Source organism: Paenibacillus sp. A3M_27_13, from assembly GCF_024213315.1.
GTDB classification, from domain to species: domain Bacteria; phylum Bacillota; class Bacilli; order Paenibacillales; family Paenibacillaceae; genus Paenibacillus; species Paenibacillus polymyxa_B.
The window spans coordinates 115,811-132,343 of sequence record NZ_JANAVE010000012.1 but is presented as its reverse complement, the minus strand read 5'-3'; the positions used below and the strand labels follow the sequence as shown (position 1 = coordinate 132,343).

The 16,533-nt window shown below is 45.4% G+C and carries 12 protein-coding genes; 9 read left to right on the top strand and 3 right to left on the bottom strand.

The genetic code is table 11. From position 1 onward, the window contains the following. Positions 1–84: 84 nt before the first annotated feature. Complete coding sequence (locus NLX82_RS25965) at positions 85–1,035, bottom strand: macrolide 2'-phosphotransferase (RefSeq protein ID WP_034094972.1); 951 nt, start codon at positions 1,033–1,035, stop codon at positions 85–87. A 333-nt stretch (positions 1,036–1,368) separates the two neighbouring features. Between NLX82_RS25965 and NLX82_RS25960 the strand changes: the two genes are divergently transcribed. After that, positions 1,369–2,457: a site-2 protease family protein gene (locus tag NLX82_RS25960; protein WP_023986923.1), complete on the top strand. Its 1,089-nt coding sequence runs from the start codon at positions 1,369–1,371 to the stop codon at positions 2,455–2,457. A gap of 160 nt (positions 2,458–2,617) precedes the next feature. On the opposite strand, the gene NLX82_RS25955 is transcribed toward NLX82_RS25960, so the two are convergent. After that, entirely contained in the window at positions 2,618–3,532 is a 915-nt protein-coding gene (locus tag NLX82_RS25955; RefSeq protein ID WP_023986924.1) for an AraC family transcriptional regulator, read from the bottom strand. Between the two features lie 174 nt (positions 3,533–3,706). On the opposite strand from NLX82_RS25955, the gene NLX82_RS25950 reads away from it, so the two are divergent. From NLX82_RS25950 to NLX82_RS25920, 7 genes are all read left to right on the top strand, one after another. Beyond that, entirely contained in the window at positions 3,707–5,101 is a 1,395-nt protein-coding gene (locus tag NLX82_RS25950) for an MFS transporter (RefSeq protein ID WP_075153715.1), read from the top strand. Positions 5,102–5,156: 55 nt separating this feature from the next. Then, entirely contained in the window at positions 5,157–7,163 is a 2,007-nt protein-coding gene (locus NLX82_RS25945) for a beta-galactosidase (protein ID WP_254349255.1), read from the top strand. 133 nt (positions 7,164–7,296) lie between these two features. Next, positions 7,297–9,096 (top strand): sensor histidine kinase, encoded by a 1,800-nt coding sequence (locus NLX82_RS25940; protein ID WP_254349254.1) that lies wholly within the window; start codon positions 7,297–7,299, stop codon positions 9,094–9,096. Then, positions 9,093–10,160, top strand: coding sequence for a response regulator transcription factor (locus tag NLX82_RS25935; RefSeq protein WP_254349253.1), 1,068 nt, complete (start codon positions 9,093–9,095; stop codon positions 10,158–10,160). The genes NLX82_RS25940 and NLX82_RS25935 overlap by 4 nt, the downstream gene beginning before the upstream one ends. 218 nt (positions 10,161–10,378) lie before the next feature. Then, positions 10,379–11,659: an ABC transporter substrate-binding protein gene (locus NLX82_RS25930; RefSeq protein ID WP_023986929.1), complete on the top strand. Its 1,281-nt coding sequence runs from the start codon at positions 10,379–10,381 to the stop codon at positions 11,657–11,659. A 38-nt stretch (positions 11,660–11,697) separates the two neighbouring features. Next, positions 11,698–12,582 (top strand): carbohydrate ABC transporter permease, encoded by an 885-nt coding sequence (locus tag NLX82_RS25925; protein WP_023986930.1) that lies wholly within the window; start codon positions 11,698–11,700, stop codon positions 12,580–12,582. Further along, on the top strand, positions 12,579–13,406 hold the full coding sequence (locus NLX82_RS25920; RefSeq protein ID WP_013308681.1) for a carbohydrate ABC transporter permease: 828 nt from the start codon (positions 12,579–12,581) through the stop codon (positions 13,404–13,406). The genes NLX82_RS25925 and NLX82_RS25920 overlap by 4 nt, the downstream gene beginning before the upstream one ends. Before the next feature lie 959 nt (positions 13,407–14,365). On the opposite strand, the gene NLX82_RS25915 is transcribed toward NLX82_RS25920, so the two are convergent. Beyond that, positions 14,366–14,818 carry a hypothetical protein gene (locus NLX82_RS25915; RefSeq protein WP_028541046.1) on the bottom strand — a complete coding sequence of 151 codons (453 nt, stop codon included), beginning with the start codon at positions 14,816–14,818 and terminating at the stop codon, positions 14,366–14,368. Positions 14,819–15,060: 242 nt separating this feature from the next. On the opposite strand from NLX82_RS25915, the gene NLX82_RS25910 reads away from it, so the two are divergent. Continuing rightward, positions 15,061–16,455, top strand: coding sequence for a helix-turn-helix domain-containing protein (locus NLX82_RS25910; protein ID WP_049828369.1), 1,395 nt, complete (start codon positions 15,061–15,063; stop codon positions 16,453–16,455). Positions 16,456–16,533 lie beyond the last annotated feature (78 nt).

The window sequence follows — 16,533 nt, the reverse complement described above, 5'->3', positions numbered from 1 at the left end:
GTAACTTTACAAAAAAAGGAGAGCAGAAAAAAACAGGCCTTGGTCCGTCATTGAACCAAAGCCTGCCAGGTGGCTACAGCTATATTATATGTCGGGCAGTCCTTCTTCTTGCTCATGGACACCCAGCGCGTTACGTGCCATCTCCATATATTCATCTAGCCCGGATTTGAGGGCGAATTCGGCGATAAGCACAGGGTAAGCCGCGGTCAGTTCAACGATATGTTCGATCATACGCGGCCATACACGTCCGCCTGCTGCCTCGTAAAGCTTCAATAAACGAGTAAGCTCTACTTCTCCGAACAAAGTATAGTAACTCGTAAAATCAATCGCCGGATCAGCTACTTCGGCCTCGGTCCAGTCCAGCATTCCAGTAACCTCTGTATTCGAAGAGACTAAAATATGGCCTGGGTGCAAATCACCGTGTACAAGTACGGAATATTCCGGCCAGTAGCTATCGTCTGCCAGCCAGGTTTGCCATCGTTGCCATAGCTCGCCAGATACACCAAAGACGCTCCTTATTTCCTTCATCCGCTGGTCCATCAATTGCCGAACTTCGTCGTGCTGCTTTACGCGGACACCGAAATTTGCTGCCTGTTGGTGATCCGTCCGGTGCAACGCGGCTAGGGCTTTAGCGAGCGAAGCAACGAATCTTTCCGTCAGAGCCTCAGGATTGATGAACCATACGTAGCTTTTGGTTTCCATATCAATGGTAGCGGCAGGAGTGCCCTCCAGTTGAGGGTAGGCGATGAACTCTGGACGATACACTTGCCAATCCGGTACCGCTACAGGAAGAGTATCCCGAATCAACTGAAGCACTTTGTGCTCGTAAGCGGCTGATTGGACCACATCTGTTCGTCGCGGTGTACGTAGAACCCAAGGGGTACCCTGAATGTCTTTGGCGAATAGTGCCCGAAAATCTAGCCCGGACTCGTTGAGCTCTAATCCTTCATGTAGTATGTGAAGCCCGTTGCTTTTGGCAAGGGCCAATATATCACTAACGTCTTTTGAGTTAGTCAAGGAACGCTTTTCAGTCATATGAAACACACCTCATTGTTCAGATTTAGTTTAAAAAAAGGTAACTTAAACAAGCCTCAACCTTCCATATAAAAAAACGGGTTGAGCTTCATTGAAAAGCCTATCCTTTTATCTGAGACGCATGTAGTGAGTACACATGAAAGAGCAAACCTCCTTTACAAAATAGGGCATCTAACCCAGCACCAATATAACATCCTACATTGGAGGATGTCTACAATACGAGGAATAATATAAATGGCTACCCCAGTTCGCTTATCTGTGAGTTAGAGAAGTTTTTACAAGCTGCACATAGCAGGATACAATGGAAGTGTTAAAGAAAGGAGGCGGATACTTTTGCAAAATGAAGAGAAAAAGACCGATTCCAAATCCGGCTCATCCAAATGGTACCTTGGTAGTGCAGCAGCATTGCTTCTTCTGAAAGGTAAGTCGTTACTTGCCCTTTTAAAATTCAGTAAATTTGGCGGTGCGCTGATATCTATGGCGATAACGATTGGCACATATGCGATCATTTACCCGTGGGGATTTGCGGTCGGATTCGTGTTGCTGTTGTTTGTGCATGAGCTGGGGCATGTATTGGCCGCCAAGCGCAAGGGGCTTCCCGTATCAGCACCGTTATTTATTCCTTTTCTCGGGGCGCTGATCACAATGAAACGGCAACCTTTGGATGCGCAGACAGAGGCTTATGTAGCCATGGGCGGCCCGTTACTTGGGACGGTTGGGGCTATGGCGGTATACGCAGGAGCCTATGCAACAGACAGTCCCCTGTTGTATGCGCTCTCGTATGTCGGATTTTTCCTGAACCTGATCAACCTGCTGCCGATTCATCCGCTCGACGGAGGACGGATTTCCACGGCAGTGACGCGTTGGCTGTGGCTGGTGGGCCTATTGGGTGGAATTGTAGTCGTAGTATATTTAAAATCCTTTTTATTTTTCTTGATATGGGCGTTCTTTGCCTACGATTTGTACAAAAAATATGTTAAACGCAATAAAGAGGAGGTTAAGGTCCAATCCTTTTTGCAAAAGCCGCTGGTGAACGTACAGCATCTGTATGAGCAAGGATATCCGCTGCCCGGACCGGAGCACACGCGCAGATTATCTTTTAATACCTACTCGGATTTGGAGGGGCAGCAATATGTGACGGTGTATATGGAAAGTCTGGATGTGGAACAGACGCTTCTGCTGCCACAGCAGTGTCTTGTCCAGCATGTATGGCTGAACGGTGTGGAACATATACCGACGCCGGATGCGTACCAGCTCAGATTGCTGTGTGGGATTGATTACATTCCGTTTGAAAATGATAAATATTACGAAGTACCCGCATCATCGCGCTGGAAATTCGGCATCGGTTACTTGGCTTTGGCCGTATTCCTGATGGGGATGATGTATGTGGTGCACCAGCATATAGGGGATATTAGGCTGTGATTCGAGTAATGAGAGCTTAGTCAAGATTTTAGATCATTAAGGCAACGGTAGAGCTTATAGAAAATAGAGTCAAAAGAGCGCGACAACCGCAATATTCGGTGTCACGCTCTTTTTTTTGTATGAATAGCAGGGTGGAGCCCTTGCTATCCGTCCTTATATCTTAAATCCTTTGTGCATCAGTAATCGGCTTTAACGTCTGACGGTATTTAAGTGGGCTGGTGCCTGTCCAGCGCTTGAACTGTCTGCTGAAATGAGCCAGACTGGAGTATCCGAGCAGGGAAGCTACCTTGTTGAGTGGCAGATTGGGCTGCTGGATCAGCACCTTAGCCTCATGCAGCTTGGTCTCCGATAGATAGTGACGTGGAGAATAGCCGTATACCTTGCGGAACACTTCCTGGGCATAGCCAGGACTGATCCCGAGGGAAGCCGCCACATCTTCAAGGCGGAACGCTTGCTCGCCAGATTCATCTTCCCGATAAGGTTTAAACCTTGATTGAATGGCTTCCATGATGGCCTTGGCATATTGAACGGATGAAGGCGCAATTCTGGGCTCCAAACCGGTAGATATCATTTGCGAGAATATCCCGAATAGCTCAAATAAGGCAATTTGCATACGAAAACGGTCTGCTGTCGTATATTCTCCGCTTTCCTGCACCATGCCAATCCAGCTATGGACGACCTTTTGCAGCTTGGTATTCGTTTCAGTACCCGCTGGGAAAAAGAGCTGATTGCTCTTAATCATTTCCTGACGGAACAATGGATCATCGACATTAAAATGAGAGCTAAAATAGTACATGCCGTTTGGGGAAACACACTGACTCACATGTTTGAAACCCGGCGGAATGATTAAAATATCACCCTCCCCAACCGAATATACGTTATTTTCCATAATCGTTTCCTGACGACCTTCTAAAATGAGTGCAATTTCAAAACCGATATGAGATTCCTCAGGCATGCACCAATCCGCTTTGACCCGGTGAATATGGGCGCCAAAAAATTTCACATTCCAGTCAATAATGGGCAGCCATCGGCAATCGTGGAATAGAGCTGGATCAACATCAGGATTTAATATCATCAGATCACCTTCGATTAGGGCAAATTTTACACCGCTTAGACAATCTCATTGTATCGAACATTTAACTATAATAAAAGAGCGTTTACAAATGCTATAGTATAAGCTTTTACATAAAAGAAAGCGCTTATATGTAGATTTTTTGAAAGCGATGCCATATTGTAATCAGGAGGAGCTATGGAAACAACATCGAAAGAACGTGTATCGTATTACGTTTACTTTTTGGGGAGCAACGCAATTCTCTGTCTGGTCGCCTCTTTTGCGATGCTATTTTATACGGATTATGTTGGCATATCTGTTTCTATTATCGGTACTTTATTCGTACTAGCCCGTATATGGGATGCCCTTAGCGCTCCGATCTTCGGTGTGATCATTGACCGGGCCAATCTGAAGGGCGGCTTGTTCAAACCGTGGACGAATCTGGCTTCCATCATTTTGCCGATACTTACTGTACTTATTTTTCTCGTTCCTAATGATGCGTCGCTTACCGCCAAGGTGATTTATATCGCCGTCACGTATCTGGCATGGGAAATGTGTTATACGATCAGTGATGCGCCTGGCTTTGGGTTGGCTACACTGATGACGAAAAATACGCATGAACGTGATCTGTTAATGTCCAGAGGCCGGACGATGGTCTTCTTGGGTTTTATGGTCATCTCCTCATCTTCGGTAGCTGTGGCCAATCAGATATCATGGCCAATTTTGGCACTGATTGTTGCCATAGCGGGTTTGATACTCATGAACTTTACTCGCTTTAATGTCAAAGAACGGTATTCCAACAAGGCGGAGAAGGTTACGCTCAAGCAAATTATGACGTATCCATTGCAAAACAAGCAGCTTTTATTTTACCTGACGTCGTTTATGATGCTGTCTATGACCAATCTGCAAGGGATTGTCGTCAGTTACTTTGCCTTATACAACTTGAAAAATCCTATTTATATTTCCATTCTCATGTTCATTTCCTTGGGTGTGCAGCTGCTCACTGCGTTGATTTTACCACCAATTATTAAAAGATTCGGCAAGTGGAAAGTGAATGTCGTCAGCTTGATTGGATTGTTTACTACGGGCTTGTCCTTATTTGTAATCGGTTACAGCAACCCTGTTGTCGTATGTGTATTTGCGGTTCTTTTCGGTTTGTTCAGCTCTGCACCACAGCTCATGGTACCGATGTTTACGGCCGATTGTGTGGAATATGGCGCATTCAAAAAAGGCGTACGTGCCAGTGGTACCGCTTTTGCTACCCAAACGTTTGCAGGAAAACTGGGGGGAGCGGCAGCCAGTGGAATCGTCGCTTATGCGCTTGCCTTTGCAGGCTATGTCCCGAATGTACCGCAGACCGGACAGGTTCTCACATGGATATTCGCGCTCTATGCAGTAGTACCTGGAGTGGGGGCCTTAATTACGGCAGGTCTGTTTGCATGGCTGTACAAGATTAAAGAAAAAGACGTAGAAGGCTGGCTGGCAAGTGCGAAAAAAAATCTACAACAGGCAGATTCTGCGAAGCAGGGTGTTGCCGACAAGACGATATCCGTTCCATCCCTGAAAAAACCGCATAACAGCCACGGTGTTTGAAAATAACCTTATATAGCTCCACATACCCTAACGAACCTAATTGGAGGACGACTTGATGAAAAAGCTACTGTACGGTGTTGCCTATTATGATGAGTATATGCCATATGACCGTTTGGACCAGGATATCCAAATGATGAAGGATGCGGGCATCAACGTGGTGCGGATTGCCGAATCCACTTGGAGTACGCATGAGCCGCAAAACGGCGTGTTTGATTTTACCTCTGTGGATCGGGTGCTGGACGCCATGCATAAGGCGGGCATCGAAGTCATTGTGGGGACGCCCACCTATGCCGTACCCACATGGCTGGTGAAGGAGCATCCCGATGTATTGGCGACAACGCCTCAAGGTCCGGGCAAATATGGAGCTCGCCAGATTATGGACATAACGAACCCGGTGTACCTGTTCCATGCCGAGCGAATCATACGCAAGCTGATCGGACGGGTGAGTCAGCATCCGGCGGTCATTGGCTTTCAGACGGATAATGAGACCAAGCATTACCACACGAGTGGGCCCAATGTGCAATTGCAATTTGTAAAGTATTTGCGGGAGCGGTTCGAATCGCTGGAGGAGCTAAACCGCAAATTTGGTCTGGACTACTGGAGTAATCGCATCAATAGCTGGGAGGACTTTCCTTCGGTGGTCGGAACGATTAATGGAAGTTTGGGCGCAGCCTTTTCCCAATTCCAGCGCAAGCTGGTGACGGATTTCCTGGCATGGCAGGTCGCGCTGGTGAATGAATATAAGCGGGAAGACCAATTTGTTACGCAAAACTTTGATTTTGAATGGAGAGGTCATTCCTTTGGTGTTCAGCCAGACGTGGATCACTTTGCGGCATCGCAAGCCTTTGATGTGACTGGGGTGGATATTTACCATCCATCACAGGATGATCTGACCGGAATTGAAATTTCCTTCGGTGGCGATGTAGCGCGTTCGACGAAAAATAACAACTATCTGGTGCTGGAAACGGAAGCGCAGGCTTTTACCCACTGGGTTCCCTATCCGGGGCAATTGCGTCTGCAAGCGTTCAGCCATCTGGCTTCTGGAGCCAATATGGTGGCATACTGGCACTGGCATTCCATCCATAATTCCTTCGAAACTTACTGGAAGGGTCTGCTCAGCCATGATTTTGAACCGAATCCTGTGTATGAGGAAGCACAGACCATAGGGAAGGATTTTGCAAGATTGTCTCCGCATTTGGTCAACCTGAAAAAGAAAAATAAAACGGCGATTCTGGTCAGCAACGAAGCATTGACGTCGATTGACTGGTTTAAATTTAATATGAGCAGCCCGTTGAATTACAATGACATCGTACGCCGTTTGTATGACGAGTTGTATAAACTGAATATCGGGACGGATATTGTTCATCCAGGTACAGAATCGTTTGACGACTATGATCTCTTGATCGTCCCGGTCCTCTATTCTGCCCCAGACGCACTACTGGAGAAGCTGAACCGATATGTGGAGAGAGGTGGTCATATAGTATACACATTCCGAAGCGGATTTACTGACGAGCATGTGCAGGTGAGAACGTCCCGGCAGCCGGGCGTGATTAGCGAAGCCTGCGGCATTCATTACAGCTTGTTCGTGGAGCCGAAGAAGGTGACGCTCAAAAATAATCCTTTTGAGGTGGCACCAGAGTACAATCAGGTAGATACGTGGATGGAGTTGATTACCCCGACGACCGCCGAAGTGTTGGCCTATTACGATCACCCGCATTGGGGAAAATATGCCGCGATTACGCAAAACCGCTATGGTCAGGGAACAGCGACCTACATCGGCTGTATCGTCAGCCCGGCGGTCATCCGCGAACTATTCAGCTCTGTAGCCAAAAAGGCGGGAGTATGGGGAGTGGATCAGGAAACGTCTTATCCGATCATTGTTAAATCTGGCACAAATGAGCTGGGACGGACAATCCGGTACTATTTTAACTATTCCGAACAAGCAGGCTCGGTGGTATATCCACATGGAGACGGCAAGGAGTTAATCGGGGGACGTACAGTTATCCAAGGACAAACGCTTCCATTAGAGCCTTGGGGTGTTATAATTATCGAAGAAGCGTAAATGATGAATAATGAGCTGAAACCAACTTACGAATAATATCATATAGGTATTCTCCGGGAGTATCCGGTAAATGAAGCGCCCCTGCGAATTGCGGGGCGTTTTCGCATATGGCTGAGTAGAGGAGTGCATCGCTATGCCAACCCGAGCAGTCCGCTGGTTCCGGGCGCTGACGGCCCCGTATCGACGCAGCATTCAGCTTAAGCTGATCTTGACGATGATTGTTCTATCTGTGCTGCCGGTCATTGCTGTCACGGTGCTGGCTGCGGAAAAAAGTAGAGCTTCCATGGAAACTGAAGTGGTAGAGACGAACATGTCCAATATGAAATGGACGGGGATCTATATCAGCGACCAGCTAGATCGTCTAAATCATCTGATTTACAGCATTCAGATCAGCCCTGATCTGAGCGATTATTTGAATGAGCGCGAGCCTGACAATCTTTCGAGCCAATTTAATGCTCAGCGAAAAATGCTGAATACGATGGCGAATGTGTATTATTCAGCCGGAAGTCATGTGATCGGCATCCAGCTTTATTTGAAGCAATCGCAAACTCTGTTTACCTTCAATAGCATGCAAAATGAAATTACGACAGTGAGCGGTATTCCCCCACAGTATGCCGAGATGTGGCAAGCAAATAAGGATTATTCGATTCGCCCAAGCTCTGCTGACCCGGAACGCTTTACTTTGACGCGCAGTATTCGGCGTTTCGAAGATCAGAAGCAGACGGGAGCTATTTCATTGGATGTATTGTGGTCGCAATTCGATCAGACGCTGGGCCTGCTGGGACGAGGGGATCAGCATCAGGTGCTTATTACAGATGCGGATGGCAGGGTCATGTATCCAGCACAGGCTCGGCAGTCGCCTCCACCTGCAGGTGTGCTGACAGCTCTTCGTGACGTTAAGTCGGGCCCTGGAGTGATTCAAACTGCTGAACATTATGTGTTCTATAATGATCTGGATGTAGTTGGGCTAAAGCTGGTCAAAATCGTACCCACTTCCTCCATTAACCACAGTGCCTTTTCAACCATGCTGTATGGTATTATCGTAGGCGTGATTTCAATTCTGGTTTCCATCTGCATTGCCGTTTTCATCGCATGGCGGACTGCACGTCCGATTGTTCATTTGGCGCGTTCCGTACAGGAGCTGGATATGATCAAAGGACCGATTGGACAGCCAAGTACACGCCCGGATGAGATTGGGCTGCTGGAAAGAAGTCTGCATGGGATGGCAGGCCGAATTCGCGAGCATATTCAGGCGGAATACAGTATAAATTTGCAAAAAAAGACGGCTGAATTGAAAGCGCTCCAAGCGCAGATTCATCCACATTTTCTGCAAAATACGCTGCAAATGATCGGAAGTATGGTATTTTCTCAAAAGCCGGAGGACACCTATGAAGTCATTCGGTCGCTGAGTGAGATGTTCCGTTACGTGGTACGGGAACCTCAGGATTTGGCCTCTTTACGCGCAGAGCTCGACCATGTGGGACACTATATGCGCATCCAGCAACGACGATTTCCACAAAGATTGGTGTTCCAGGTGGAGACGGAAGAACAGGCGATGGATATTCGACTGCCTAAGCTATCGCTTCAGCCATTGTTGGAAAATGCTTTTCAGCACGGTCTTGATCGAAAGGCGGGGGCATGGCAAATGGGGATTCGGGTGGAGATTATGAAACAAGATGTGTGTATTACGGTTTGCGATAATGGAAACGGCATGGCCCCGGACAAGCTGGAAAAACTACGGGCAAAGCTGGAAAACGCGTCGGAGGAACCGATCTGGGCGCAGGGTAGTCATATCGGATTGAGCAATGTGTCTTCACGCATACGGATGAATTTTGGAGTGCACTACGGAGTGACGATAGATAGTGAGCAGGGAGTCGGTACACGTGTCACCATCCGCATTCCATTCACCTCAGCAGAGGAGGGAAAAGTATGATCAGAGTATTAATTGTGGACGATGAGCCGTGGAACCGCGATATTTTGAAGACATTTGGCACATGGGAAAAACTTGGAATGTTGGTAGTGGGTGAGGCTGAAGACGGGGACGAGGCGTTCAGGCTGGTCGGGGAGTTAGCTCCCCATATTGTGATTACTGATATGCGCATGCCGGGTGCGGACGGAGTGGAGCTGCTGCAAGCACTAAATAACCATTGTCCTGATGTGAAAATCATTGTCGTAAGCGGATATGATGACTTTGCGTATGCCAAACATGCCATCCGTTACAAGGCTGTCGATTATTTGTTAAAGCCAGTCAATCCTGCAGAGCTGAATGCAGTGTTGCTCAAATGCAAAAACGATCTGGAGGTCAAGGCTGCTGAACAGCAGCAAGAAGCGACAGAGCTGGATTATGAGTTTTTTCACAGGTTGACCCGGTATAAGCAACTGCTGCGTCTTTATTTTAATGAGCTGAACTGTGACGGGGTGAACTTAACCTGCAGGCAGGTTATGCAGGAGCTGGAGAGTTATGGAGCACCAAGTCCACATATGCTAGGCAGGCTGGTGCAGGAGCTTCTTTCCCTGCTGAAAGAGCTTGCAGCGGATAACGGGCTGGATAATTCTACGACAAAGGCAGGATTTCCACTGCCGCAGGATGCCGTGTCCTCTGTAGAACATGCGCTGGAATTCGTATCGTCGTGCTATGTTCAGGAACTGGATCAGCTCATTCGGCAGCGAAAATACAAAAACAAGCTGAATTTAGAAGAGGTACGGCGATATATCGATAGTCACTTTGCTGGGCCGATTACACTGGAGCAGTTGGCGAAAAACTTTTTTGTGAGCAAAGAGTATATGAGCAAGGTATTTAAGCAGGAGTATGGTCAAAATGTAACGGACTACATCGTAGAGCGAAGAATGGAAAAGGCGCGGGAATGGCTGGCCAATAAACAGATTTCAATTAAAGCAGTTGCGGAGATGGCAGGATATGAGGATGTGTCTTATTTCTATCGGGTATTTAAAAAGCATTTTGGCATGGCACCCGGTGAAATGAGGAAGGAAGTTTAAAAAAGTCCAATTCAATAAGCTAAGGGTGTCCAATGGCAGAAGTGACCTCCCACTCTATAATGAAAGCGTATACAAAACAAGCGGTACAAAGGAATTTGGCCTTACGAAGTTCGCACAGAGCTGAATAGAGGTTAAAGACCGGCGGCATAGCTGCTTTGAATAACAGCTGATTTGCCGATGGGTAACAGTTATTTTCAAAATAGGGGAGGTCATTTTTCATGAAAGTGTGGAAAGGTGTATTGAGCACGATGCTGGTTGGCACGTTATTGGCCGGGTGTGGAGCGAATTCTTCAGGCAGTGACAGCAGCGGTTCCGGTGGAGACGGCAAAACGGTGAATCTCAAAATGTTTATTGCTCAGCCCCGTTTGAAGGAGCACTACGATAAATACATTAATGCGTTCGTAGCGAAAGAGAAGAAAGATAAAAATATCGACGTTACGGTCCAACTGGAGATGCCGCCTGCTGACAACGCCGCACAAATTTTGAAGACAAGACTCGCATCCAACGATGCGCCGGACGTATTTGCATTGCACGCGGTGAATGAAATTCCTCCGTTTTATAAAGCGGGCTATTTGGAGGATTTGTCCGGTCAGCCTTTTGTTAACAAATTGATGGATAGTGTGAAGCCTTCGGTGACAACCAAAGACGGAAAGGTCGTAGCGGTTCCCTTGGAAACGATCTCATGGGGCTACTTGTACAATAAAAAGATATTTAAGGATTTGGATTTGCAGCCGCCGGGAACGTTGACCGAAATGAAGGCTGTGGTCGAGAAGCTGAAAGCGAATAATGTGAAACCGTTCCTGTTGTCCTACAAGGAATCCTGGATTCCACAGCTGTTTGTGCCACTTACGGCAGGTGCAATGATGAACACACAGAATAAGGATTTTATCGACCGGATGAATCAGGATAAAGGCTCTTTTTCCGAAATGAAGAGCATGTTCGATATTATTGATCTGGTGAATAGCAACGGTACTGACAAGGCGCTGGAAATCGGCGGGGATGATGGATCGGCTGCGTTTGCCTCGGGTAAAGCGGCGATGTGGATTCAAGGACCGTGGTTTGCGGAAACGATTTTAAAATCGGATCCGAAGATGGATTTTGGGGTAGCACCGCTGCCGATCAATGACGATTCCAATGCGACATTGATTAATTTGTCCACTTCGACTTCGCTGGCTGTATCCTCTACAAGCAAGAATAAGGAGGTTGCGCTCGATTTTGTTAACTATGTGCTGGATGACAAGGATTCTAGCGCATTCTATGAAGCATTGAAATTTAACCCGATCTCCAAAGTGCATACGTTTAAAAGCTATCCTTGGGTTAATGACGCTACCGAATACGTGAAAGCAGGCAAGTCGTACCAAGATCCATCTATCCCGCAAGCGGTTAAGGACGAGGCAGGCAAATCGCTACAATCCTATTATGCTGGTCAGCTCTCGCAGGATGACGTAATTAAGGCGCTGGATAAGGCATGGAAATCGTATAACAAAGTGAACAAGTAACGGTAACCTACAGAATTACACCGGGAGGGAGAGACTCCATGCCTTTTAAAATCTATAAAAAATACGTCATGTTACTGGCGTTTACAGCCCCGGCGCTGATCTTTTATGCTATCTTCCTGCTCATTCCAACGATCAGCGGCATGTACTACAGCTTTACAGACTGGAACGGATTGAATCCTAATTACAGCTTTATCGGCTTGGGGAACTTTGTGGAATCGTTGAAGGAAGACCCCGATTTTCTCAATTCCCTTTGGTTTACCCTTAAATACGTATTGGTCATGATTGTGCTGCAAAATGTACTGGCACTGGCACTGGCAGTGTTGATTGAGTCGCGTACACGTACCAAAGGATTTTTCCGGACGATATTTTTCATGCCCAATATGATCAGTACCATTATTAGCGCATTTATGTGGACCTTCGTTTTTTCTTCCGTGCTGCCACAGATCGCCGAAAAGACGGCTATCGCATTTTTGGGCCAATCGTGGCTGGGCGATCCGAAAGTATCTTTCTTCTCAATTATTATCGTGTCGCTCTGGAATGGTGTAGGTTATATGATGATCATCTATCTGGCTGCGCTTCAAGGTGTACCACAAAGCTTGAAGGAGGCTGCTATTATTGACGGGGCGAACGCATTTCAGACATTGCGAAGCGTAACGATGCCAATGATTACTCATGCGATTACGATCTGTTTCTTCCTGACGCTGAATGGTGCCTTCAAGGTGTATGAGGTCGTATACGGACTGACTGGCGGGGGGCCGGGGCGCAGTACACAGGTGATTACGATGAACATTTATGAGGAGGCGTTCTCCAACAACTTCCGTTATGGTTATGCGAGCGCCAAATCCGTTATTTTGTTCGCAATCGTTCTCATTTTCACCCTGATTCAGCTGCGTGTCATGAAGAAGAGGGAGGTGGAGGCATGAGGCTGAAGAAAGCCAATTCCTTGTTGATTACGCTGATTCTGTGCGTGGGCGCAGTCGTGTCCTTCTTCCCAATCTACATGGCGGTAATTAACTCGTTTAAAACACAGGGTGAGATGTTTGCATCCTTTACGGCGCTGCCGACAAAGCTTCACTTTGAAAATTACAGTCAGGCTTTTCATCAGACTCATTTGCTGAACAGCGCTCTTAATTCCACGATTATTTCTTTTATCGGCATTGGTGGCATTGTGATCTGTTCGGCACTGGCAGGCTACAAGCTGTCTCGTACACAGGGGAAATTGAGTAGTGCGATTTTCTTCCTGTTTGTCGCATCGATGCTGGTGCCGTTTCACTCTATTATGATACCGCTTACGCGAATGGCAAAAGATTTGTCCGTTCAGGGCAGTACGTACGGCTTGGCCCTGATCTATATCGGCTTGGGTGTGAATATGGCGATCTTTTTGTATCATGGATTCGTCAAATCCATCCCACGTGAGCTAGAAGAATCCGCGCAAATGGACGGCTGTAATGAGTTCCAAACGTTCTTTCGCATTATATTTCCTTTGCTGCTGCCGATCACAGTTACCATCGCGATTTTGGATTTTCTGTGGATTTGGAACGACTTTTTGCTTCCATTGTTAATGCTGACGGATGTAAACCATTACACCCTGATTCTCTCGACCAATATGCTGTTTGGAGAGTACAACAAGGATTGGTCGCTTATTCTGGCCGCACTTGTGCTGACCTCCATCCCGGTTATCCTGATCTACGCCTTCTTTCAGAAATTCATCATGGAGGGCATTGCGGAGGGAGCGGTTAAGGGATAAGGTGGAAAGCCTTCCTATCAACAAGGAAGGCTTTTTCTCTGATTCAGCTTTTTTCGCGCCAACGTTTCAATAAAAAGATAGGAAGGGTTACAAACAAAATTGCAAAGGCTACAATGATCCACCACTGAGGGTCAATGATATACAACACGACTCCGATCAGCAGAACTGTTGTTATTATGGAAATTCTCACTTTCAACATTATTCTCTTACTCACCCTAGCTTCTAATTTTGGCAGCGTTATGAGGGTGATTGCAGTTAACGCAGCAAAAAATATGGAGGTAAATGAATTATAGATAATATCAGCTCCCTTGATTATTATGCATACCTCATATTCCACTGGGCTTAAAATGTTGAGAGTTTACTTGTAATAAGATATGCTTCTCATTTGAAGTTAGCCACAATTCCTTTACTTTTGAGTATATTGCAAACGCAACTCTTTATGGAAAGGAACGTTTATGTGAATTGTAAATGAACATCAAACAAAATCGATATAACTTGTTTAATCTATTGAGAGGGCACATGGAGATTGTTTGCCGCCCATAAAGTTAACAAGTAAAAGAAGAACAGGATGCCTATTATAACTCCAATTACGATAAAAAATTTCTTTTTCATCACTCTCTCCTCTTCATTACAATGAATAGGTCTTCCATTTGCAACAAGGGCTTTAATTTACGAATACCGTGACATAGTTTGTCTCATATACTATCTTTTCCTTTATCCAACTATAAAGGATGTGACCAATAACAAGCGCAGAACCAAGTACAAGGACTGTAGTGTGCCAAGTCCACTCTTGTATTCCACTAAGAAAGACAGGAGCGATACCTATGAGAACTCCGATCACTAAACCAACAATTATCACTACATCAGGTGTTTTGCTACCTTCACCTTTATTTTTTTGGAAAAATTAAATAAAGCGCCTTGGATTTAACTCCAAGACGCTCCCCTGCTTGTAATAACGGTTAGTTAATGTCTGATGGGTACTGACCAGTAGTAGCCCAAGCCTCGCCATCAACTTTGTTTCCGTCGGCTCTGAATTGAATTACGTATTTCCCTGAAGGCATCCCATTAGGGAATGAATTAAGACTATTCCACGTTAATGAGCCTCCTTTGCCAACAGTTTTATAGACATATTCTTTCCCGTTACCCTGCAAGCTCCAAGAGATAGTTGATGTTCCTTGATTCCGAACTTTAATCTTTACATGTCCATAACCTTTATCAACAGTTAAGTCCATCGTCGGACTTGTCCCACCAAGAACCTCATGTACCTCTTGACCAGTTTGTTGGATAACTATACCTCCATGATCCTTCGATACTTTAATCCCCGTAACTGGTGCGGCAGTAGCAGCCAGCGGAGCTACTGCCGTAAGAGCCAATACACCTGTAAGAATGATTACTGTGTTTTTAAACTTCATCAAAAATCGCCCTCTCGATTGGTATAATTTGTACTACTGACCAAGTATATCATCAAAAAAGGAATATAGTGTATATTTTTGTTAACAAAATGGTAAAAAGCATTAATATTCGAAAATATATATTTTATTCGAATATTGCATGACATATATTTCAAAGCTTATTGACAACTGTTAAATTATGGACAAAAATAGAATGCAATAATAAAAAGTTTTGGAATTTCTGTGTGGAAGGTGGATATGACATGAAGCATACACCTACGATTAGAGCAGAATTAGATAGTTACCTACAACAAAAGGGTTTGAGCTTAGCGCAATTCGGACAACTTGCAGGCATGAATAGGGGAATAGTAAGTGCTATTGTGACAGGGAATAAGTCAATGTCTGTTAACCAGCTTGACCTAATCACTGAGGCTATGGATTTACCAGAAGGGTATTTTTACGATCTGTTTATAGAAAACTACATCATCGACACCCCCCCGAATATGAGGCGAATCGAGCCATTTCTATTTCGTTGTGCGGAGTTGGACAAGTTGGATGCGATTAGTCGAGTGGTGGGAGCCATCATGGACAATCTACTGTATTCGCCCAAGCTATTTGAAATTGCAGAAGAATTGTTGAAGCAGGGAAGACATGCGGCTGCACTACTGCTCTATGAGGGTGTGGCTGAAGCGGAGAAGTATCAACATTCTGAACGATTGGCAGTCTGCCAATATCGTATATTCACGATTCAAGTTGGAAACGATCAAAGCCGGAATCTCAAGGCAGCAACGCTATTTGAATCCTTCGTGGAACGTCTGGATGAAATAGAACAGCTTGACGCGCTGAAGGATTTAGCAAACGTGTACAGGTCTTTGCGTAAATGGGACAAGGTTGAGGAAGTAGCTAGAACAATGAGAGCTAAAGCTGAAATCCAATATACTTTGGAACATCAACAGCAGAGTCGAATGCGTGATGAGTCTTCCAAGAAACTAAGTCGTCCACTGTTTGTGTACATCGCTTATGCTGATTTGTTGTGTTCAGGTTCTTGCGAAGCTAAAGGCGATTACCACCAAGCCCTACAGTATACATACGCCTACACTAATTTAGATTGGGTTTTGGAGAAGGACGAGGACACCCAATACTGGATGGGCTTGTTCCAAAACTGGGCAGAAGGTAACACGTACGTATATAAGCTTTTATCTGGAGATGTAAGCGTGCTAAACGATTATGTTCAATATATTATTGCATCAAGTGATAAAGTCGATAAGGAAATGATCGTAAAGCTTTTGAACGTAATGTTTGCAGCTAACCGATTTCAGTTAGACGTGAATGATATACTTAAACGGTTTGAAATGATTATTGATTCTTTTGTACAACAGCCATCATCGGATATGTATACCTATCAGGTAGTACCAGAGCAAACAACACGTTTTAAATATGAACTTGCTAAATACTACTTGAACAGAGGCAATTACTCTTATGGCTTCAGATACCTGCTAGACGTTTTATCTAAATCATTAGCCAATAACAAAGAATCCTTCTTCATTAGATGCATAAGATTATTTGAGCAGTTTAAACAATTTGCTGACGTTAGAACTTTTATAAAGTATGAAAGTTTAGTTAGTGTAGGGCAAAGAGAAAGATTATTTTACTATTAATATTTATGCCCTCTATTTTAGAATGAATGGTTAGACAATGTTAAAAAAATGGTACTGCTAATGATTGCAGCTAGTTTT

Coding starts and splice junctions, on each gene's coding strand:
- NLX82_RS25920 (WP_013308681.1), top strand. CDS start 12,579: ATGAGGCTGAAGAAAGCCAATTCCTTGTTGATTACGCTGATTCTGTGC.
- NLX82_RS25935 (WP_254349253.1), top strand. CDS start 9,093: ATGATCAGAGTATTAATTGTGGACGATGAGCCGTGGAACCGCGATATT.
- NLX82_RS25930 (WP_023986929.1), top strand. CDS start 10,379: ATGAAAGTGTGGAAAGGTGTATTGAGCACGATGCTGGTTGGCACGTTA.
- NLX82_RS25955 (WP_023986924.1), bottom strand. CDS start 3,532: ATGATATTAAATCCTGATGTTGATCCAGCTCTATTCCACGATTGCCGA.
- NLX82_RS25910 (WP_049828369.1), top strand. CDS start 15,061: ATGAAGCATACACCTACGATTAGAGCAGAATTAGATAGTTACCTACAA.
- NLX82_RS25940 (WP_254349254.1), top strand. CDS start 7,297: ATGCCAACCCGAGCAGTCCGCTGGTTCCGGGCGCTGACGGCCCCGTAT.
- NLX82_RS25925 (WP_023986930.1), top strand. CDS start 11,698: ATGCCTTTTAAAATCTATAAAAAATACGTCATGTTACTGGCGTTTACA.
- NLX82_RS25945 (WP_254349255.1), top strand. CDS start 5,157: ATGAAAAAGCTACTGTACGGTGTTGCCTATTATGATGAGTATATGCCA.
- NLX82_RS25965 (WP_034094972.1), bottom strand. CDS start 1,035: ATGACTGAAAAGCGTTCCTTGACTAACTCAAAAGACGTTAGTGATATA.
- NLX82_RS25915 (WP_028541046.1), bottom strand. CDS start 14,818: ATGAAGTTTAAAAACACAGTAATCATTCTTACAGGTGTATTGGCTCTT.
- NLX82_RS25950 (WP_075153715.1), top strand. CDS start 3,707: ATGGAAACAACATCGAAAGAACGTGTATCGTATTACGTTTACTTTTTG.